Source organism: Shewanella profunda, assembly GCF_023283765.1.
GTDB lineage: Bacteria > Pseudomonadota > Gammaproteobacteria > Enterobacterales > Shewanellaceae > Shewanella > Shewanella profunda.
Genome location: NZ_JAKILG010000029.1, coordinates 38148 through 58240, shown reverse-complemented (window position 1 = coordinate 58240; position 20093 = coordinate 38148). Strand labels below are relative to the sequence as shown.

Below are 20093 nucleotides of genomic sequence, written 5' to 3'. Positions count from 1 at the left end.
AAATTCATAGCGTGCGCCTAAAGTTGTTTTGTAGATCAGATCAACAACATCAGCGCGAGTTCAAAAAAATCCCCCGAATTTATCGGGGGATTTGTGTATAAGAGACAGGCAGTAGCGGGTATTTTTTTGACTATGCCAAGATGATTACTGGTTGATAATTGTGGGCACGCCAGTACGTTCATCAAGCAGTTTTTTGATCACAGAAGAATCGGTATCTGCCTTAGCGATAAATTTGACAATATCCTTTGGCAATGAGATGGCAACAGGTTCATTTGATTCAAATTCTGCAATGGTACGCGACAGTGGCTGATGTACCGCTAAATAGCGTTTACCGTCTGGCTCTTCGGTGGCTTTAATCGGTTGATTCACAAATTGCACACGAGTTCCAACGGGCACGGTTTTAAATAAATGTTCGATATCTTCATGGCGTAACCGCACACATCCTTGGCTCACACGTAAACCAATACCAAAGCTGGCGTTGGTACCATGGATAGCATACAGGTTGCCAATATAGAGTGCATATAACCCCATTGGGTTATCAGGGCCCGCTGGCCATACTGCTGGCAGAATTTCACCTTTAGCGGCGTATTCTTTACGGATCCGCGGCGTAGGTGTCCAAGTGGGATTTGCCCGTTTACGTTGAACGCTGGTTACCCAGTTTTCTGGTGTATCTTTGCCAATTTGTCCAATACCGATAGGGAGCACTTCAACGGTCTTTTTACCCTTTGGATAGTAATACAAGCGCATTTCCGCCACGTTAATCACTATGCCTTCACGTGGGGCATTTGGCAGAATTAATTGGTGTGGAATTAAAAGCTGGCTACCGGGTCTAGGTAAGAATGGATCGACACCGGGATTGGCTTCCATCAAGTTACTTAGACCAAGTTGGAATTGAGCCGCGATATCTTCTAGGGTGTGTTTACCCTCTGGCACAGTGTAATAATGGTTCTCGCCAACTAACCGACTTGGAGAAGCCGGTAAAGGGTATTCCGTTGCTAAAGCGGAGAGACTTGGGAAAACCAAAGTCAATAATATAGCTGTGGTGCGAAGCATACTCATAAGCGGATACTACGATTCCTGTTAATAAAAAAGCGTGTTTAACGCTGCTTTTTCTACCTAAAATAGAGCGGCAAATTGACGGGCAATATGCTCTGGCGCGCGAAGCTCGCATCCTTCCTTATTTTGAACATTATTTCAACTGAAATCTGATCCGTACAGTGTATTTATCGCTTATTTTAACTTTAAACGTTTGGCTAAGCGGTGTAGATTGCCCGGATCGACTCCTAATACCCTCGCCGTGGCGGCCCAATTATTATTTTGCGTTGCAAAGACGCGCTTAATGTAGTCGCTCTGAAATGACTCAGTCGCAAGCGTTAAGTTTAAAAATTCCCTCGTTTCTCGTGCGGACGCATCGCTAGTCGCTATTGATTGGCTCGTTTCGAGGGGGTTGAGTTTGAGTGGTAAGTCAAAATGCTGCGGCTCAATTGTGCAGCAGCCGTTTTCGGCGGATACGCGAGCCAGAACTGTTGCCCTGTGAATTGCATGTTCTAACTCACGTACATTACCAGGCCAAGTGTATTGGTTGAGTAGTAATAAGCTGGTGGGACTAAAGTTGATTTGTTTCATCCCAAGCTTTTGCCTGTAACGCTCGGCAAAGAAACCACTTAATAGCGTGATATCCTGTCCACGTTCCCGTAGTGGTGGTACTAATAGCGGGAATACGCTCAATCTGTGGTAGAGATCGGCTCTAAAGCGTCCCTCTAGCACTTCGGTTTTGAGTACTTTGTTGGTGGCGGCAATAATCCGTACATCGACTTTTAGACTGCGATCGTCTCCTACTCTTTGTAGATCACCATATTGTAATACTCGCAGTAATTTTGCTTGTAGCGTGAGTGGCAATTCGCCGATTTCATCTAAAAATAGAGTGCCCTTATCTGCCGTTTCGAATTTGCCACTGCGATGGCTTATTGCGCCAGTAAAGGCGCCTTTTACATGTCCAAAGAGTTCACTCTCTGCGACCGACTCGGGTAGTGCTGCACAATTTAGGTAGACTAAGGCTTTAGTCCCTCTTGCCGATTTTTGATGTATCGCTTGGGCGACTAATTCTTTGCCTGTACCTGTTTCCCCTAGGATTAATACATTGAGATCACTGTGGGCAACGACTTCAATCTCCCGATTTAGACTTTGTATGATGGGAGAATGACCAATAAGTTCGCCATCCGTATTCAAGTTTGGACCATTTTCCTCAGTATGGGTGGCGTGGCTATTAAGGGCCAAACGCTCGAGTTTTTCTACCAGTAGCGCATTACTTAAAGAAGCCGCCGCGATAGCACTTAAACTGCGTAGCTCGGTATTGCTAAATTGATCAAATTGCAGCGGATCAAACGCATCGATAGTGACTGCACCGATAAGGCGTTCATCGGAAAATAGCGGCAGGCCAATGCAGGCGTGTACTTTTAGTTGGTCGGCTCGATTCGGGATTAAACCGTCATAGGGATCGGGCAGCTCACTGTCTGCGGGGAAACGCACTATATCACCCGCCCTTGCAATGGCTTCAAGCCTTGGGTGTTCACTGAGGATAAACCGTCTACCGAGCACATCGTCATTTAAGCCATTGATGGCGAGTGGCGTAAAGTATTGTCCATGGAAAGTGAGCAGTGCTGCGGCGTTACAGTGGAGATTTTGTCTTACGGTATCCAGTAAACGCGAGAAACGATCCCTATGACCTAAACCTGAAGTGATATCAAGGGCAATACGGGTCAGATCGGTTTGACTTAATGCCATACAAACTCCAGTGTATTCAGTGAACGTAAATAATTGTGATATTGACACAGGTAGTTTAGACAATACCAGTCTGCTTTGAACTTCTAAGTTGAGTTATTATGTAAATGAGTCAATGAAATACGGTTTGATACGTGGTGGCTAGACCCACTGTGGTTAGCTAAATCCAAGGCACCGCAAACGATGCCTTGGACTGGTTTAAATAGGATGTTAGCGATTGGGTTCGAGTAATTCATGCTGAACTTGCGGTGTTTTATTCAGTGCTTTTTTAATCAGATCGAACAGGAATGTTCCCATCAACAAACCGCCGACACTGAAGATAACGTCACCAAACATTCGCATCCATACGAGTCTTTCTACCAATGGACTGTGGATGACTTCAGGCGAGCGAGCATACCAATAACCATGGTCGATTACGGCGAAAAATTGCGTAATCCCCACAGGTAACAGTGACATAAAGACCATAGCAGCAAGCCCTATATTGAGGCTCCAGAAGGCGCCCTTTAGCATTTTTTCATTCCATTGCATCTTGCCTGTTAATCCGCGTAAACAGAAGAGCATCAAGCCCATACCTAACATGCCATATACTCCCATAAAAGCCGCATGAGCGTGGGTGGCCGTTGTGTTTAAGCCTTGTATGTAATAGAGGGCGATAGGTGGATTGATAAGAAACCCCAGTATGCCAGCACCGACTAAATTCCAAAATGCAGTGGCGACAAAGAACATAATCGCCCAATGATATCTTTGCATCCAGTGGCTGGCTTTGCGTAGACGATATGTTTCCATTGCCTCAAAACCAATAATGGCTAATGGGACTACTTCTAATGCGGAGAAAATCGCACCCCAAGCAATAACGGATGTTGGCGTACCGGTAAAATATAAGTGGTGTAAGGTGCCAATTAATCCGCCAGTTAAAAAGATCACAGTGGTAAAAAGTACGGCACTGTTGGCGCTGCGACCGCGTATCAAGCCTAGGCGAACTAACATCAAAGCGATAACGGCTGTTGCGAAGGTTTCAAAGAAGCCTTCGACCCACAAATGCACCACCCACCAACGCCAGTATTCGGCAATCGCGAGGTTAGAGTGTTTACCCATAAAAAGACCTGCGCCATAGAATAATCCAATAGCGACGCAGGAGGCGTAAAGTACCCATATAACGGGTCGCATTTCACTTTGGACTTTGAGCGCAGGTTTCATTGCTGCAGTGACTAGGGCTAACCAAATTAATAGTCCAATTAACAGCAGTATTTGCCATACACGGCCTAAATCTATGTATTCATAGCCTTGATGGCCGAAAAGGAAATTCATATCGAGGTCGAAGTACTGTTGTACTCCCATCCACTCGCCAGCCATGGAACCGAGCACAATCACGACTAAGGCAACCCATAGCACGTTAACACCAAGGCGTTGGTATTTAGGCTCATGACCGGATAATGCTGGGGCAATATATAATCCTGTTCCTAGCCAAGCCGTAGCAATCCAGAATACCGCTAATTGAGTATGCCAAGTACGAGTGACAGAGTAGGGTAGAATTTCTGAAATGGGTAAACCATAGAATTCCTGTCCTTCTACCGCATAGTGGGCGGTAATACCGCCGAGTAAAATTTGTAGTAAAAAGAGCCCAATCGCGGTAATAAAATATTTACCAACCGCTTTTTGTGAGGCGGTAGGTTTAGCCATGAATAGCGGATCGTGCTCGGCGGGTTTAGGTAGACTTTCGTGCTTACCACTGGCGTGATGCCAGATTAATGCGCCAATCCCAGCGATTAAGGTGATGATACTCAGAATTGACCAAACAATGTTATCCGAGGTTGGCGTATTGCCTAGCTGCGGATCAAAGGGCCAGTTATTTGTATAAGTATATGAAGCATCAGGACGTTCTGTTATCGCGGCCCATGCGCCCCAGAAAAGAAAGGCATTGAGTTGCTCACGGCGAGTGATGTCGGGCACTGTGCCTTCTTTCATTGCGTATTGTTCGCGTAGGGATCTGAGTTCAGGATCGCTACCAAACAGCGAAAGGTAATGCTGACTGACTCTACTGATGGCTGCAACTCGTGTTGTAGATAATCTGATAATGCTAGTACCATCGACCTGCTGTTCTACAGTATTGCGACGTAAATCGTCCCTCAGTGCTTGTTCTAAGCCTGCCTTTACAGGATTGGTTAATTGTTCAAAGGGTTGTTGGTATTGCTCCTTCGCACTGATATCGAGCCAAGCTTCGGCTTCTTTATGTAACCAATCCGCCGTCCAATCTGGGGCGACGTAAGAACCATGTCCCCAAATGGAGCCCAGTTGATGACCTCCCATAGACCGCCATACTAATTGGCCTTGTTCTATATCTTGTTCACTAAAGACGGTGTTCCCGCTGGCATCGGTGAAGGCTGTTGGAATGGGTGGTTTTTCCCGATAAATTTCACTGCCTATGCTAAGCAGTACCGTAAATGAAGCAATTAGCACTAATAATAGTGCAATTACTGTGAGTTTTTGTTTGCTCATAAATCCCCTTAATACAACGTCATTTTGATACCTTTGTATTAGCTATAGCTCGAAACGTGCCAATATTTATCTCGTTGAAATTAAGGTATTATTTTAATTTTACATTATGATTATTGTCTTTTTGATAGCGTTATTAGGTGTCATAATGACATTCATTGTTTTTATGACACTACAAGATGAGCTATGTCCTTAAAACAAATCGTCTTTAGATTTTTATCTTATAACTCGCTATTTTTATTGGTGTTGTTGTACTTTGTACTGATTCTTAGATTATGTAGGTGTTTCTATAGGGTTATTGTCTAGTTTTTGCGTCGAATAGCTGAGTTTTAATTGACATTGTATTTTTTAATTGTTTGATATTTAATGTTTTTAGTTTTAATTTGTTGGGTTGTTGATGTTATCGTAGATTTGGTGTTTTTATTGGTTTTTATACAAAAGCTAATACAAAGTTACGATTAGCGCTATTTGCCTGTAGATGATTGAAATTTAATATTTAACACTCCAATAATTCGGTGCCGTTGTGCTAATATAAAATCACAAAAATTGTCAGTTGAGTCATTTTTAACCTCGGTGATTTATCTATCGTTTAACTAAACAACCTGTATTTAAGGAGGCATGTGTGGATGCAGATTCCATCAATAATTTTTTTCTGATCGGTGCCTTGCTTGCTGCAGTGAGTGTTTTGCTTAGTCCTATGTCCTCCCGTTTAGGTATCCCTATTTTATTGATATTCCTTGCAGTAGGTATTTTGGCCGGGGAGGATGGCCTCGGTGGTATCTTATTTGATGATTATTCGACTGCTTATTTAGTCAGTAACTTAGCCCTCGCGATTATCTTACTTGACGGCGGTATGCGTACCCGTGTCGCCAGTTTTAGGGTTGCGCTATGGCCCGCATTATCGTTAGCCACCTTTGGCGTTGCGATTACCACGAGTATTACTGGCTTGATGGCGGCGTGGTTGTTTGATTTGCATTGGCTGCAAGGTTTACTTGTGGGTGCCATTGTGGGTTCTACCGATGCTGCTGCGGTATTCTCCCTGCTTAAAGGACGTAGTCTCAACGAGCGGGTAGGGGCTACCTTAGAAATTGAGTCCGGCAGTAACGATCCTATGGCGGTGTTTTTAACCGTCACTTTGATTGCAATTCTCGCCAATGTGGACTCTGAGCTTTCCTTCAGCTTTATGCTTATAAGTTTTATTAAGCAATTTGGTCTGGGGATCTGCTTAGGTCTAGGCGGTGGATGGATGCTGTGGAAATTAGTCAATTTAAGTAAGCTCGCCGAGGGGCTTTACTCGATTTTAGTGCTAAGTGGTGGACTTATTATTTATGCCGCATCTAATAAATTGGGCGGTAGCGGTATTTTATCGATTTACTTAGTCGGGTTATTCCTCGGTAATAAACCTACCCGTGGTCGTCATTCCATTTTAAACGTACTCGATGGTATGACTTGGGTCAGCCAAATCGGTATGTTCCTTGTATTAGGCTTGCTACTTACACCCTCGGAGTTATTTGATATTTTGCTCCCAGGTTTTGCCTTGGCATTTGGGATGATCTTATTTGCCCGCCCACTGGCGGTGTGGTTGAGTTTATTGCCCTTTAAGAGTTTTAGCAGCCGCGACCGTTGGTTTATTTCTTGGGTCGGACTTCGCGGCGCCGTGCCGATTATTTTAGCGGTATTTCCTATGATGGCGGGCTTACCTGGGGCTCAGTTGTATTTCAATTTAGCCTTCTTCGTAGTGTTAGTCTCGCTACTCGTTCAAGGGGCTTCATTAACCACTGCCGCACGTTTGGCAAAGGTCGAATTACCCCCAAAGCCGCTGCCCATTTCACGCTCGGGTGTTGAGATTTATCCGAGTAGTGAATGGGAGGTGTTTGTTTATCGTTTGAGCGAAAATAAATGGTGTATTGGTGAACCCTTAAAGCGGTTATCTATGCCTGATGGAACGAGGATTGCGGCCGTTTTTAGGGGGGATAAACTGTTGCATCCCTCTGGAAGTACTTGCTTAGAAGCCGGAGATATACTGTGTGTTCTCGGGCAGGAACGAAGTTTAGAAGATCTAAGCAATCTCTTTAGCCAAGCGCCTGAGACTAAGGAAGTGCCTCGTTTCTTCGGTGATTTCTTTATTGAGACAGATGTCAAATTGGCCGACCTTGCGCCTATCTATGGTTTGAGCTTGGATGAGAATTCTACCGAGATGACTGTGGCAGATCTTGTGGTATCAGAGCTTGGCACACATCCGGTAATTGGGGATCATTTCCAGTGGCAATCTTTGCATTGGGTCGTTGCAGGGCTGCATGAGGGTAAAGTGACCAATGTGGGGATTCGTCTACCTACAGAAACCTAGCATCCTGTGGATTTGCAAAAAATGCCAGCAATCGAGCTGGCATTTTTATTAGCGAAACACGATTAAACTACTGATATACAGACTTGTCAGTAGGATCTGGACGGGTCTTAAAGCGTCGATGTAACCACATATATTGAGCGCGGTTCTTATCTATGATCGATTCGATAATCTTGTTGCCGCGAATCGCATCGGCCTGTTCATCTTCACCGGGGAAATTATCTAGTGGTGACATGATTTCAATCCGATATCCTTCATCACCAGCGGTACGTTCCACAAAAAAGGGCAATACTTTGGCTTTGCCGAGCTTAGCTAAAGTGGAGGCACCCGTAATGGTTGCCGCATCTGGCATGGCATAGAAGGGAATAAATACGGCGCTTGAGCGGCCAAAGTCTTGATCGGCTGTGTACCAAATCACATCGGGATTACGTAGGCAGCGCACCATTTGGCGTAAATCCCGTTTAGAGACTAGGCCTTTATTCGAGCGTAAACGGCCTTTGACCTGCAGGTATTCCATCACCGGATTATTGTGTGGTCGATAAATTCCAACACCGGGCTGGAATTGGCCGAAGATACGTGCGCCCATTTCTAACGGTAAACAATGCACCGCGAAGAGGATAACTCCGTGGCCGGCATTGAGCGTATCTTGCACATGTTCTTTGCCTTTGATGCTCATGTGTTGTTGCACTTTTTCATCGGACCACCACCAAGCATTGATGGTATCGAAAACCGCTTTGCCCGTTTCTTCAAAGTTACGTTTGAGTAGATTTTCCCGTTCAGCCTCAGGCATATCGGGGAAACAAAGGGTTAAGTTGCGGCGTGCGGTATGGGTGCGGCCAGCGGCAAAGACCATCACTAAGCGACCTAAGCCTTTACCCAGTTTCGTCTGCCAAGAGAGGGGTAGAAACTGAGTTAAACGCATCAAAAATACGCCAAACCACATGGGCCAATGCTTAGGATGATATAAAGAAGATGAAAATTCGGCTTTCTCGACCACAAAAATACTCACTACTTTTGAAAATTACTGCTTATTCTAACTCAATTTTCACTGAAAATTAGGTACAATCACGGTTTAATTTCTGCATAAAGATAAGAGCACTATGAAGGTTTCTCTGCCAGCATTTGAAAAAGCCAGAGTGTTAGTCGTCGGCGATGTGATGTTAGACCGCTATTGGGTTGGTCCTACGGGTCGTATCTCTCCCGAAGCCCCTGTCCCTGTGGTGAAGATTAATCAAGTCGAAGACAGGCCCGGCGGCGCGGCCAACGTGGCGCTCAATATCGCGACCTTAGGTGGTCAAGTCCAGCTTGCAGGGCTCGTCGGCCAAGACGATACCGCTAATGCCTTAACGCTCGGTGTGCAAACCTTAGGGGTGGCACCCCAATGGTTAAGTATTGCCGATAAGCCAACCATCACTAAATTGCGGGTATTGTCGCGTAATCAGCAGTTGATCCGCCTCGATTTCGAAGAAGCCTTCGACCAGGCCGATAGTGTCCGTTTACTTAAGCAGTGTGAAGCCTTACTCGATTCTGTCGATGTGCTGGTGTTGTCTGACTATGCTAAGGGCGCTATCGATCAGCCGCGTGATTTCATTGCCTTAGCGCGTTCGAAAGGTGTGATGGTATTAGTCGATCCTAAGGGCAGCGACTTTGGCCGTTATCAGGGCGCGTCATTAATTACCCCAAATATGAGCGAGTTTGAAGCCGTTGTTGGTGCTGTGACCTCTGAAGCAGATCTGCTGGAAAAAGCACGAGGCTTACTCAAGCAACATCATTTTGATGCCATCTTAGTCACCCGTTCAGAAAAGGGCATGACCTTAGTGACTGCCAATGCGCCAGAGCTACACATACCTACCGTTGCCCGTGAGGTCTATGACGTGACTGGTGCGGGCGATACTGTGATTTCGGCCTTAGCTACATCGTTAGCTGCGGGTGCCGATTTGGCGCAAGCTTGTGCGATTGCAAATACCGCCGCTGGTGTTGTGGTCGGCAAACTCGGCACTTCTACTGTCAGCCGCATTGAGCTTATCGAAGCCTTAGCCTTGCACCATGGCGAATCAGGTTTTGGTGTTGTGAGTGAAGATCAACTGGCTTACGCCTTAGAGCAAGCCAAACTGCGTGGTGAGCGGGTAGTGATGACTAATGGTTGCTTCGATATTTTACATGCGGGCCACGTGAGTTATCTCAAACAAGCCAAAGCCTTGGGCGATCGTTTGATCGTTGCGGTAAACGATGATGCCTCGGTTAAACGGCTCAAGGGTGAAGGTCGACCAGTTAATCAGGTTGATCGCCGTATGGCTGTGCTCGCGGGATTAGCCTCTGTTGATTGGGTCGTGCCTTTTAGTGAAGACACGCCGCAGCGGATCATCACTCGAATGCTACCAAATCTGCTGGTTAAAGGCGGCGATTATAAAATTGAAGATATCGCGGGTGGTGCCGAAGTGATTGCCGCCGGTGGTCAAGTGCAAGTGCTGGGCTTTGAGGATGGTATTTCAACCACGGCAATTATCCAAAATATCATGGCTAATCAGTGAGTTTAATTGTTCTGACATTGGTTTCTAGCCTGTCTTGGGTGCCTATCGCGGATAAGCAGGCTTTAATTTGTCCTTTATCGGAACTGACCGAATGTCTTGAAACTCTTTCCACATCGGTACGTACACAATTACCAAGCACGCTTGAGCAATTCAAGCGTGATATCGGTTTTAGAAGTGCTATGGTGATGCCAGTCGATGATAGTCATTTATCCGGATTAATCCTCATAAATAAGCAAGAAACACCTCAAGTACAATTCGTCAATATTGATAGTATGACCTATCAGTTAGAGTTGCTAGAGCAGCCTCAGCTAACCCTATGGCACGAGCTAGGGCATCTTGAAAATATTGCGTTGCAAGGTACAGTATTACCAAATAATTTAAGCGCTTATCAGCAGGAATGCTTGGCTGATATTTATTTGATTTGGCGTATTGCAAGGGAGAGTAATGACTTTAACCTTGCATGGCAGCAATACCATAGGCGCAACCTTGCCGCATTAACAAGTGTGCATAATATGTCTCATTGGAGTGCGCCAATGATGATACAAGTGTTAAATAAGTATAATGCAATACAGATTGGGCAATATTCTCGCTATCAAGATTTTTTGGCTGACTTTTATCCGAAAATCGAACAATTAGAGCCTAGCGTATTGCAGGAGTATTCGAGTTTAATACAACGTACTTTTGGAGCTAGTGTTCTGCAACCCCTTCCTAAATACCTGTTTTGGCGAAAGTCCAAACTTGGTCTCTACTTAAAACCAACCTTCGTTTTGCTTATGGGAGAAGAAAAAGCCCATGACTGGTTGGTACAAAACTCGATGTTGTGAAAATGTAAATAAAATAAGCATAACCCCTTGTTTAAAACTGAACCCTAGCTGAACAAAAGTGAAATACACTCGTTTTGGTTCTTTAGGCAGCAGTAATCCCTGAGATGCTTTGGTAAGCTCCGCACCAAGAAAAAGAAGAAGGGGACTTTACTATGGCTAAGCGCTCGCGAGTACAAACTGAGCAAACCATTAATCAGATTATGGATGAAGCGTTAAGACAAATTTTGACGATTGGCTTTGACACTATGTCTTATACCACGCTCTCTGAAGCTACGGGTATTAGCCGTACAGGCATTAGTCATCATTTTCCGCGCAAGAGCGATTTTCTCGTTCGTTTAGATAGCCGTATTGGCAATCTATTTGTTGCGGCTCTCGATTTTTCGAGCCAAGAAACACTCGAATCATCGTGGATGCAGGCAATGCAGGAAGAGCATTATCGCGCAGTATTGAGACTGTTCTTTAGTCTTTGTGGTGGTGCAAACAATGAAATCACCCTTTTTAGGGCGGTTAGCACAGCTCGTCAGCAAGCGATTGCAGAGCTAGGCTTAGCGGGTGATCGTACGATCAATCATTTATTGGGCCGTACAGCTATGATGTTGTTATCAAACTTTGATATCGCTAAAGCTGCATAAACAGTCTAATTGCTATAAAACAGGAGCCATACGGCTCCTTTTTTATTGCTGAAATTGCCGAAATATAAAAGGGAGCAGAAGCTCCCTTTTATCGGATTGATGGAATGCTTTTAGTTACAAGGCTTTTAAAATTGCTTCAACACTGGCCTTGGCATCCCCAAACAGCATTTGGGTATTTTCTTTGAAGAACAGTGGGTTTTGCACGCCGGCATAACCTGTGTTCATCGAACGCTTAAAGCCAATCACGTTTTGTGCTTTCCACACTTCCAGCACTGGCATACCTGCGATGGGACTACCTGGATCTTCCATCGCCGCAGGGTTAACCGTGTCGTTTGCGCCTATGACGAGCACTACGTCAGTGTCCTTAAAGTCTTCATTGATTTCGTCCATTTCGAGCACGATATCGTAGGGGACTTTTGCTTCCGCTAGCAGTACGTTCATATGACCGGGTAAGCGGCCTGCAACTGGGTGGATACCAAAACGGACTTTTACGCCGCGATCACGCAGTCTTTGGGTGATTTCAGCGACAGGATATTGCGCCTGTGCCACCGCCATACCGTAACCTGGAGTGATGATGACAGACGTTGCATTTTTCAGCATATCCGCCACATCTTCTGCGTTGGTTTCACGGTATTCGCCCATTTCTTCATCGGCAGTCGATGCCACACCATCTGTACCAAAACCACCCGCGATAACTGAAATAAACGAGCGATTCATCGCCTTACACATAATGTAAGACAGAATTGCACCCGATGAGCCCACTAAGGCACCGACCACGATCAGCAGATCGTTCGACAGCATAAAGCCCGCAGCAGCAGCTGCCCAACCTGAGTAGGAGTTCAGCATCGACACTACTACTGGCATATCCGCGCCGCCAATCGATGCCACTAAATGCCAGCCAAAGGCGAAGGCAATTAGGCTCATCAGTAGCAGTGCAGGCATAGTGCCGCCTGTCTGAACGAAGTACACCATCAGCGCGAAGGACACTAGTACTGCCACTAGGTTCAGTTTATGGCGATGTGGCAACATCAAAGGTTTAGAAGAAATCAGTCCGCGTAACTTACAAAAGGCAACGATAGAACCCGTAAAGGTCACCGCACCGATAAAGATCCCGAGGAAGACTTCGACCAAATGAATGTTAAGCATAGCGCCAGTGAGATGCGCTTTGCTGGCAGCGTTTGCCGCTTTGCTAAGGGCATCCTGTACTGCCGCTAATGTGCTATTAATATCACCACTTACGGCTACCACTACTTGTGAAACTTCCTGTGGGTGCAAGTCGATAAAACTGTTGAAACCCACTAATACCGCGGCCATACCCACAAAGCTGTGCAATATGGCAACCAGTTCTGGCATTTCAGTCATTTCGACTTTCAATGCCAAGCGGATCCCAATGGCACCACCGATCACCATGGCAATTAAGATCCATGCAATACCGTTAGTATCAGGGTTGAAAATGGTCGCCAATAGGGCGATCGTCATACCTAAAATACCGAATAAGTTGCCATTTTTTGCCGTCTCTTGCTTCGACAGTCCCGCGAGACTGAAGATGAAGAGAATGGCGGCAACGATATAAGCTGCTGTTACCAGTCCTTGAGACACGTTATACCCCCTTAACCCTTGCGGAACATCTTCAGCATACGCTGAGTGACAGTAAAGCCACCGAAGATGTTAATACTGGCGATCAGCACGGCGATAAATGCCAGTACAGTGACCAAAGTTGAACCCTGACCGATTTGCAGTAGGGCGCCGACCACGATAATGCCTGAAATCGCGTTAGTCACTGACATCAAAGGCGTATGAAGTGAGTGGGATACGTTCCACACTACGTAATAACCCACCACGCAGGACAACACGAAAACGGTGAAGTGAGATAGGAACTCTGGCGGTGCAACCGATGCCACAGCCGCGAATCCTAGCGCACCTAAGGCGGCGAGCACGTATTTCAGTTTGGATGGTGCTTTCGGAGTGGTACTTTTCGCTTCGATTTTTGCAGCCGGTTTTGCTGGCGCCGCAGAAACCGAGATTGGTGGTGGCGGGAAAGTCACTTCACCTTCTTTAATCACAGTCATATTGCGCATGACCACATCATCGAAGTTGATGTTGGCCGTGCCGTCTTTTTCTTTACACATTAACTTCATCAGGTTGACTAGGTTAGTGCCGTAAAGCTGTGACGATTGCGCAGGTAGACGACCGGGAAGGTCGGTATAACCAATCACTTTTACGCCGTTAGGGGTAACAAACAGCTCACCCGATTGCGTGTATTCGCAGTTACCGCCTGTCGCTGCCGCTAAATCGACGATCACTGAGCCGCTCTTCATGCTATCGACCATGGCTTTGGTGATGAGCTTAGGTGCTGGACGACCTGGGATCAGCGCTGTGGTGATGATGATATCGACTTCTTTGGCTTGCTCGGCAAACAGTGCCATTTCGGCGGCAATAAATTCGTCCGACATGGTTTTAGCATAACCGTCCGATGAGCCACCTTCTTCGCTACCAAAATCCAGTTTGAGGAACTGGCCGCCCATAGATTCGATTTGCTCGGCGACTTCTAAACGCGTATCGAAGGCGCGCACTATGGCGCCAAGCGAGCCTGCAGTGCCAATAGCGGCAAGACCTGCAACCCCGGCACCAATCACTAACACTTTGGCGGGTGGCACTTTTCCTGCGGCGGTAATTTGGCCGGTAAAGAAACGGCCAAATTGATGCGCGGCTTCAACAACGGCGCGATAACCGCCAATGTTAGCCATAGAAGATAGGGCATCGAGTGACTGGGCACGGGAGATGCGTGGCACCATGTCCATTGCCATCACGTTGATCTTACGTTTAGATAACTTCTTTACCAGCTCAGGGTTTTGTGCGGGCCAAATAAAGCTGACGATAGTCGCTCCGTCTTTGATTTGTTCGATTTCGGCGTCGCTTGGGGCATTGACCTTAAAAATGAGATCGGCTTGCCAAACGTCTGTTGTCACCTTCGCGCCCGCAGCTTCAAACGCTGCATCATCGAAACTTGACAGTTGACCCGCATTGGCCTCAATAACAACTTCAAAGCCGAGTTTTTTAAGCTGCTCTACGGTGGCAGGGGTCGCGGCGACCCGAGTTTCACCGGCGAGACTCTCTCTCGGTATTCCAATCTGCATGACTACTCCCTGATGGTTTATATAATCGTTCCGCCTGAGTACTTTCCCTGAGCCAAACCTAGGTAGGGCTAGGCAGCAGCAAGAGTTAACTCGTTTATTCGATAGTGGCAAGTTAGCGCATTAAATCTTGAGTGTGAAATTTGTGCTTTCAAAACAAACTTCTCTGCGAGCAACAGAGGTCACTGTACGGCAGGCTCGTTCCATTGTGGCAATACTTTGGTTTGACACAAGCGCATATTTCTCAAGCTAGTCGTTTCTGCACTGGTCGTATCAAAAACTTTTAACTAGTGCACACTTTTGTAGCCTAAATTTCGCACTTTGTATATTCCAAAATGGAATTAAAAATCCGATTTTATTCTTTTTTGCTTTTCTTAAACCGCGATAAGCTTGTGGACATTACACTGTCATAGGGCCGTCTCATGTTGTTAAAAGAACTTTCATCGCTAGCTTCGCCATTGTCTCAAGGACAAGTCGAGAAGCTAAAACAACTCACTTCTGAGTTAAGTGCTGTGCAACTGGCTTGGGTGAGTGGCTATCTTGCTGCAACTGCCAATGCGGGTCAATTAGCGCCTGTTGCGCAAGTGCAAACGGCTCAAACAGTGACGATTCTCTATGGCAGCCAAACGGGTAATGGCCGGGGTGTGGCTAAGGCGCTTGCCGAGAAAGCACAATCCCAAGGCTATGCGGTCAATCTCGCTTCTATGGGTGAATATAATGTTCGCCAATTAAAACAAGAAAGCGTGCTTTTGCTGGTGGTCAGCACCCATGGTGAAGGCGAAGCACCGGATGATGCGATTGAATTACATAAGTTTTTAGCATCGAAACGTGCCCCTAAGTTAGACAATCTACATTACTCAGTGCTCGCGCTGGGGGATTCTAGCTATGAGTTCTTCTGCCAAACCGGTAAAGACTTCGATGCCCGCTTAGCAGCTCTGGGTGCTAAGTCACTGTTACCTTTGATTGAATGCGATGTGGATTATGAAGCTGCCGCGGGTCAGTGGCACGCCGATGTATTAGAGGCCGTTAAGCCGCTAATCGAAACCTCGTCCGCCAGTGTGGTATCCATCGGCACGGCTAAAGCGATTGGCGAAAGTGAGTTTACTAAGCAAAACCCCTATAGCGCCGAAGTACTTGTGAGCCAGAAAATTACCGGCCGTGGATCAGACAGAGACGTGCGTCATGTTGAAATCGACTTAGGCGACTCAGGCTTAAGCTATCAAGCGGGCGATGCCCTTGGTGTGTGGTTTAGTAATAACGAAGTGTTAGTCGATGAAGTCCTAGCGGGTCTGTCATTGGCCGCTGATGAGTTAGTGACGATTGGTACTGAATCCTTGCCCCTTAAGCAAGCCCTGGTCGATAGGAAAGAGCTGACTCAGTTATACCCTGGATTAGTCAAAGCCTGGGCCGAATTAAGCGGCAATGCAGAACTGCTGGCATTGAGCGAGGATAAAGAACAAGTGCGCCACTTTATCCTTAAGCACCAATTTGCCGATTTAGTCACTCAGTATCCGTTATCAAACAACTCTGTAACCTTAAACGCAGCAAAACTGCTTGAGCTACTGCGTCCATTAACGCCAAGACTTTACTCTATCGCCTCAAGCCAAAGTGAAGTCGAAACTGAAGTTCACTTAACGGTGGCCTTAGTGGAAGATGAGCGTCACGGCGCAGCCCGTTTTGGCGGCGCGTCACACTTCTTAGCGTCTGCGCAGGAAGGCACGCAAGTTAAGGTTTATGTTGAGTCGAACAAGCATTTCCGTTTACCCGAAAACCCAGAAACACCGGTGATCATGGTGGGTCCAGGTACAGGTGTTGCACCCTTCCGCGCCTTTATGCAGGAACGCGTTGCTCAAGGAATTAAAGGGGATATCTGGTTATTCTTCGGCAATCCTCACTTTGAAGAGGATTTCCTGTATCAAACTGAGTGGCAACAGTATTTGAAAAATGGCGATCTCAGCCGTATCGACGTGGCGTTCTCACGCGATCAGGCCCATAAGATTTATGTGCAGCACCGCATTAAAGAGCAAGGCCAAGCCCTGTGGCAATGGTTGCAAAATGGCGCGCACCTCTACATTTGCGGCGATGCCGAGCGGATGGCAAAAGATGTTCATCAAGCCTTGATTGAGGTGGCAGTTGAAGTCGGTGGTTTAAATATTGAGGCTGCAGAAGCCTACTTTGAAACCCTGCGCAGCGATAAACGCTACCAAAAAGACGTGTATTAATCTCAACCGTTGCGCACATAAAGAAACGCATAAGAATAGCCAAAGCTGCACACATGATGACCTGTGCAGCCAGCGAACCCAATTTTAAGAGGCAGTTGCCATGAGTGAGCAAAAGTTAGCGTTAAACGAATACCTAAAGACCGACAGTGATTACCTGCGCGGGACCATCAAAGAAGGTTTAGATTCTTCTGTGACTGGCAGTTTCAGTGACGGCGATCAGCAGCTGATCAAATTTCATGGCTTCTATCAGCAGGATGACCGCGATTTACGTAACGAACGTAAAGAGCAAAAACTCGAACCTTTATATAGTTTTATGTTGCGAGCCCGTGTACCTGGCGGTATTTGTTCTCCGCAGCAATGGTTAGGCGTAGACAAAATTGCTTCGACGCTCACCAGCTCGAACAGCATTCGTTTGACGACCCGTCAAACCTTCCAATACCACGGTATTCCTAAGCGTAACTTGAAGACCATTATTCAAGACTTAGATCGGGAAGCGCTGGATTCGATTGCTGCCTGTGGTGATGTTAACCGTAACGTGATGTGTAACCCCAATCCGGTGGAATCTAAACTGCACGAGCAGGCCTATGCGGTGGCGAAACAACTGTCCGATCATCTGCTGCCACACACTCGCGCCTATGCCGAAATTTGGTTAGATGAAGAAAAGTTACTCACTACCGAAGATGAAACCGTCGAACCTGTGTATGGCAAAACCTATCTGCCACGTAAATTTAAAATGGCGGTTGCGGTTCCTCCCGATAACGATGTCGATGTTTACACCAACGATTTAGGCTTTATTGCTGTTGCCGAAAACGGCGAGTTGGTTGGCTTTAACTTAACCGCGGGCGGTGGCATGGGCTCGACCCATGGCGAAGTGGAAACTTTCCCACGTCTGGCTGATGACTTTGGTTTTATCAAAACCGAAGACGTGATGAAGTTTGCCGAAGCTGTCATGACAGTGCAACGCGACTGGGGTAATCGTGTTAACCGTAAGCGTTCACGCCTTAAATACACTATCGTCGACCATGGCTATGAGAAGTTTAAAGCCGAAGTAGAACTGCGTGCAGGGGTGAAGTTTGAACCTAAGCGTGAGGTTGTGATCGGCGATCGCGGCGACCGTTATGGTTGGGTCGAAGGCGTTGACGGTAAGTGGCATTTAACCTTATTTATCGAAAGCGGTCGTATTAAAGATTTACCGGGCCAAACCCTGCAAACGGGGCTGCGTGAAATTGCTAAGATCCACAAGGGCGATTTCCGCATGACCTCGAATCAAAACATGATCATCGCAGGCGTCGCAGCAGAAGATAAAGCCACGATTGAAGGCTTAGCCCGCAAACACGGTCTACTTGGGCAAGTGTTGACGCAAACCCGCGGTCACTCGATTGCCTGTGTGGCGTTGCCGACGTGTCCATTAGCGATGGCGGAAGCCGAGCGTTATTTCCCTGAGTTTATCGATCATATCGATGCGCTGCAGGCAAAACACGGCATCAGCGAGCAAGCGATTGTGGTGCGTATGACGGGTTGTCCAAACGGTTGTGCCCGCCCATTTGCCGCTGAAATTGGGCTTGTGGGTAAGGCGCCGGGTCGTTATAACTTGTACTTAGGTGCAAGTTTTGAAGGGACTCGTTTGAACAAGATGCACAGAGAAAATATCCAAGAGGCGGACATTCTCGCCGAATTGGATGCCCTGTTTGGCCGCTACGCCGTTGAGCGTGATGCTGGCGAAACCTTCGGTAACTTCACCGTCCGCGTGGGCGTAGTGAAGGCGGTGATCGATGCCGCTAAGGATTTTCATGGCTGATCTTGAGCAAAAAACCAGTGATAAAGTGCCGACTGTGGTCAGCGCTGCCGAACTCAAGGCATTATTGAGTGCGCCTAAGGCAGAGCAAGGGATAGAGCTTGAGCGCATAAATCAGTTCTTAGCCGGATTGAGCGCACAGGAGCGGGTGCTATGGGGCTTAACCTATTTGCCCGCTAACCATGCACTGTCGTCAAGCTTTGGGATTCAAGCCGCTGTGATGCTGCATATGGCGAGTCAGGCACAGACGAATATTCCGGTGATCCTCACGGATACGGGTTATTTGTTCCCTGAGACCTATCAGTTTATCGATGAGCTGACAGAGCGTTTATCGCTGAATTTAAAAGTGTATCAAGCAGTGATGACATCGGCATGGCAGGAGGCGCGCTTTGGTCAGTTGTGGGAGCAAGGGGTAAACGGACTAGAGCAATACAACCGGTTAAACAAAGTTGAGCCTATGCAACGCGCTTTAGCCGAGCTTGAGGTCGGCACTTGGTTTGCAGGGCTTAGACGCAGTCAAGCCAGTACCCGTGAGGCGTTGCGGATACTGGCGATTCATGGTACTCGCTTTAAGTTATTGCCGATTATCGAGTGGTCGAATAAAGATGTGCACCTATATCTGACTCAATTTGACTTGCCGTACCATCCACTTTGGGACCAAGGCTATGTTTCTGTGGGTGATACCCATTCGAGCAAACCACTCGAATTAGGTATGACAGAGGAAGAAACTCGCTTTAATGGCCTACAGCGCGAGTGTGGTCTGCACTACGAAATCTAGTCATTTTTGATTTAACGCCTTAATAGCCATTAGGGCGTTTTTATATGCGCGAGAAAGGTTTGTTGTTATTGGAACAATAGGTTTCTGAACAATGTTCGTGGTGTCATCAAGTCGACATTTAATTAAGATAGATTGGGTCCAGTGCATATGAATTTTTAGATGATTAAATGTTGTACATTTTTATTCACAGAGTTATGCACATCAGCCAAGTCTGAGCTATATTTTGAAGTTCCCGTAGATGGTTTTGAGGAATGTGGCTGTGTAAAATAGGTGACACAAACATCTCACGTATGTTTTGTCATGCAACCTTTGGATATTGCTATTTATGGGCTTGTTTTGCTGTATAGCAAGATCACGGGTGTGGAAGCAGTGATATTCCGAAAGACCTTACTCGCCTCCGCGAGTATCAAGCAGTTTGATTGACTTGCTAGCCCTCGTTAATCAGTCATTTTCACCTCGGCCAGCTGTCGTCAAAGCTGCCGAGGTTGAATCAAGTGTATCCTCAGAAATTAACTGGGTTATCATTCCTTAATCTCTTGTTCCTATTTTCCTATTGTTA

At 46.6% G+C, this 20093-nt stretch carries 13 protein-coding genes; 7 read left to right on the top strand and 6 right to left on the bottom strand.

Annotated elements, in window-relative coordinates; all coding sequences use genetic code 11:
- Positions 1-144 precede the first annotated feature (144 nt).
- The 3 genes from L2744_RS14005 to L2744_RS13995 form a co-directional block, all read right to left on the bottom strand.
- Positions 145-1059 (bottom strand): L,D-transpeptidase family protein, encoded by a 915-nt coding sequence (locus tag L2744_RS14005; RefSeq protein ID WP_248992491.1) that lies wholly within the window; start codon positions 1057-1059, stop codon positions 145-147.
- A gap of 171 nt (positions 1060-1230) precedes the next feature.
- The gene (gene norR, locus L2744_RS14000) at positions 1231-2784 is read right to left on the bottom strand and encodes a nitric oxide reductase transcriptional regulator NorR (RefSeq protein WP_248992490.1); all 1554 of its coding nucleotides are present in this window, start codon (positions 2782-2784) and stop codon (positions 1231-1233) included.
- Positions 2785-2991: 207 nt separating this feature from the next.
- On the bottom strand, positions 2992-5277 hold the full coding sequence (locus L2744_RS13995) for a nitric-oxide reductase large subunit (protein WP_248992489.1): 2286 nt from the start codon (positions 5275-5277) through the stop codon (positions 2992-2994).
- A 619-nt stretch (positions 5278-5896) separates the two neighbouring features.
- Between L2744_RS13995 and L2744_RS13990 the strand changes: the two genes are divergently transcribed.
- Positions 5897-7621 (top strand): potassium/proton antiporter, encoded by a 1725-nt coding sequence (locus L2744_RS13990; protein ID WP_248992488.1) that lies wholly within the window; start codon positions 5897-5899, stop codon positions 7619-7621.
- 67 nt (positions 7622-7688) lie between these two features.
- Here L2744_RS13990 and L2744_RS13985 read toward each other — a convergent pair whose 3' ends face one another.
- Entirely contained in the window at positions 7689-8615 is a 927-nt protein-coding gene (locus tag L2744_RS13985; protein WP_248992487.1) for an LpxL/LpxP family Kdo(2)-lipid IV(A) lauroyl/palmitoleoyl acyltransferase, read from the bottom strand.
- Between the two features lie 103 nt (positions 8616-8718).
- On the opposite strand from L2744_RS13985, the gene hldE reads away from it, so the two are divergent.
- The 3 genes from hldE to L2744_RS13970 all read left to right on the top strand — a co-directional run bounded on the left by hldE (position 8719) and on the right by L2744_RS13970 (position 11605).
- Complete coding sequence (hldE, locus tag L2744_RS13980; protein ID WP_248992486.1) at positions 8719-10149, top strand: bifunctional D-glycero-beta-D-manno-heptose-7-phosphate kinase/D-glycero-beta-D-manno-heptose 1-phosphate adenylyltransferase HldE; 1431 nt, start codon at positions 8719-8721, stop codon at positions 10147-10149.
- The gene (locus tag L2744_RS13975) at positions 10146-10973 is read left to right on the top strand and encodes a hypothetical protein (RefSeq protein ID WP_248992485.1); all 828 of its coding nucleotides are present in this window, start codon (positions 10146-10148) and stop codon (positions 10971-10973) included. Before hldE ends, L2744_RS13975 begins: the two co-directional genes overlap by 4 nt.
- A gap of 152 nt (positions 10974-11125) precedes the next feature.
- Positions 11126-11605 (top strand): TetR family transcriptional regulator, encoded by a 480-nt coding sequence (locus L2744_RS13970; RefSeq protein WP_248992484.1) that lies wholly within the window; start codon positions 11126-11128, stop codon positions 11603-11605.
- Between the two features lie 114 nt (positions 11606-11719).
- Here the strand turns inward: L2744_RS13970 and pntB are convergent, their stop codons facing one another.
- Both pntB and L2744_RS13960 read right to left on the bottom strand, forming a co-directional pair.
- Positions 11720-13204, bottom strand: coding sequence for a Re/Si-specific NAD(P)(+) transhydrogenase subunit beta (gene pntB, locus L2744_RS13965; RefSeq protein ID WP_248992483.1), 1485 nt, complete (start codon positions 13202-13204; stop codon positions 11720-11722).
- Between the two features lie 11 nt (positions 13205-13215).
- Complete coding sequence (locus L2744_RS13960) at positions 13216-14742, bottom strand: Re/Si-specific NAD(P)(+) transhydrogenase subunit alpha (protein WP_248992482.1); 1527 nt, start codon at positions 14740-14742, stop codon at positions 13216-13218.
- A gap of 419 nt (positions 14743-15161) precedes the next feature.
- Between L2744_RS13960 and L2744_RS13955 the strand changes: the two genes are divergently transcribed.
- The 3 genes from L2744_RS13955 (at position 15162) to L2744_RS13945 (ending at position 19534) form a co-directional block, all read left to right on the top strand.
- The gene (locus L2744_RS13955) at positions 15162-16961 is read left to right on the top strand and encodes an assimilatory sulfite reductase (NADPH) flavoprotein subunit (protein WP_248992481.1); all 1800 of its coding nucleotides are present in this window, start codon (positions 15162-15164) and stop codon (positions 16959-16961) included.
- A gap of 100 nt (positions 16962-17061) precedes the next feature.
- The gene (gene cysI / locus L2744_RS13950) at positions 17062-18759 is read left to right on the top strand and encodes an assimilatory sulfite reductase (NADPH) hemoprotein subunit (protein WP_248992480.1); all 1698 of its coding nucleotides are present in this window, start codon (positions 17062-17064) and stop codon (positions 18757-18759) included.
- Entirely contained in the window at positions 18752-19534 is a 783-nt protein-coding gene (locus tag L2744_RS13945) for a phosphoadenylyl-sulfate reductase (RefSeq protein ID WP_248992479.1), read from the top strand. Before cysI ends, L2744_RS13945 begins: the two co-directional genes overlap by 8 nt.
- Positions 19535-20093: the final 559 nt, after the last annotated feature.

Excerpts from the sequence above, each read along its gene's own strand:
- L2744_RS14005 (WP_248992491.1), bottom strand. The coding sequence starts at position 1,059 with ATGAGTATGCTTCGCACCACAGCTATATTATTGACTTTGGTTTTCCCA.
- norR (WP_248992490.1), bottom strand. The coding sequence starts at position 2,784 with ATGGCATTAAGTCAAACCGATCTGACCCGTATTGCCCTTGATATCACT.
- L2744_RS13995 (WP_248992489.1), bottom strand. The coding sequence starts at position 5,277 with ATGAGCAAACAAAAACTCACAGTAATTGCACTATTATTAGTGCTAATT.
- hldE (WP_248992486.1), top strand. The coding sequence starts at position 8,719 with ATGAAGGTTTCTCTGCCAGCATTTGAAAAAGCCAGAGTGTTAGTCGTC.
- L2744_RS13970 (WP_248992484.1), top strand. The coding sequence starts at position 11,126 with ATGGCTAAGCGCTCGCGAGTACAAACTGAGCAAACCATTAATCAGATT.
- L2744_RS13960 (WP_248992482.1), bottom strand. The coding sequence starts at position 14,742 with ATGCAGATTGGAATACCGAGAGAGAGTCTCGCCGGTGAAACTCGGGTC.
- L2744_RS13955 (WP_248992481.1), top strand. The coding sequence starts at position 15,162 with ATGTTGTTAAAAGAACTTTCATCGCTAGCTTCGCCATTGTCTCAAGGA.
- cysI (WP_248992480.1), top strand. The coding sequence starts at position 17,062 with ATGAGTGAGCAAAAGTTAGCGTTAAACGAATACCTAAAGACCGACAGT.
- L2744_RS13945 (WP_248992479.1), top strand. The coding sequence starts at position 18,752 with ATGGCTGATCTTGAGCAAAAAACCAGTGATAAAGTGCCGACTGTGGTC.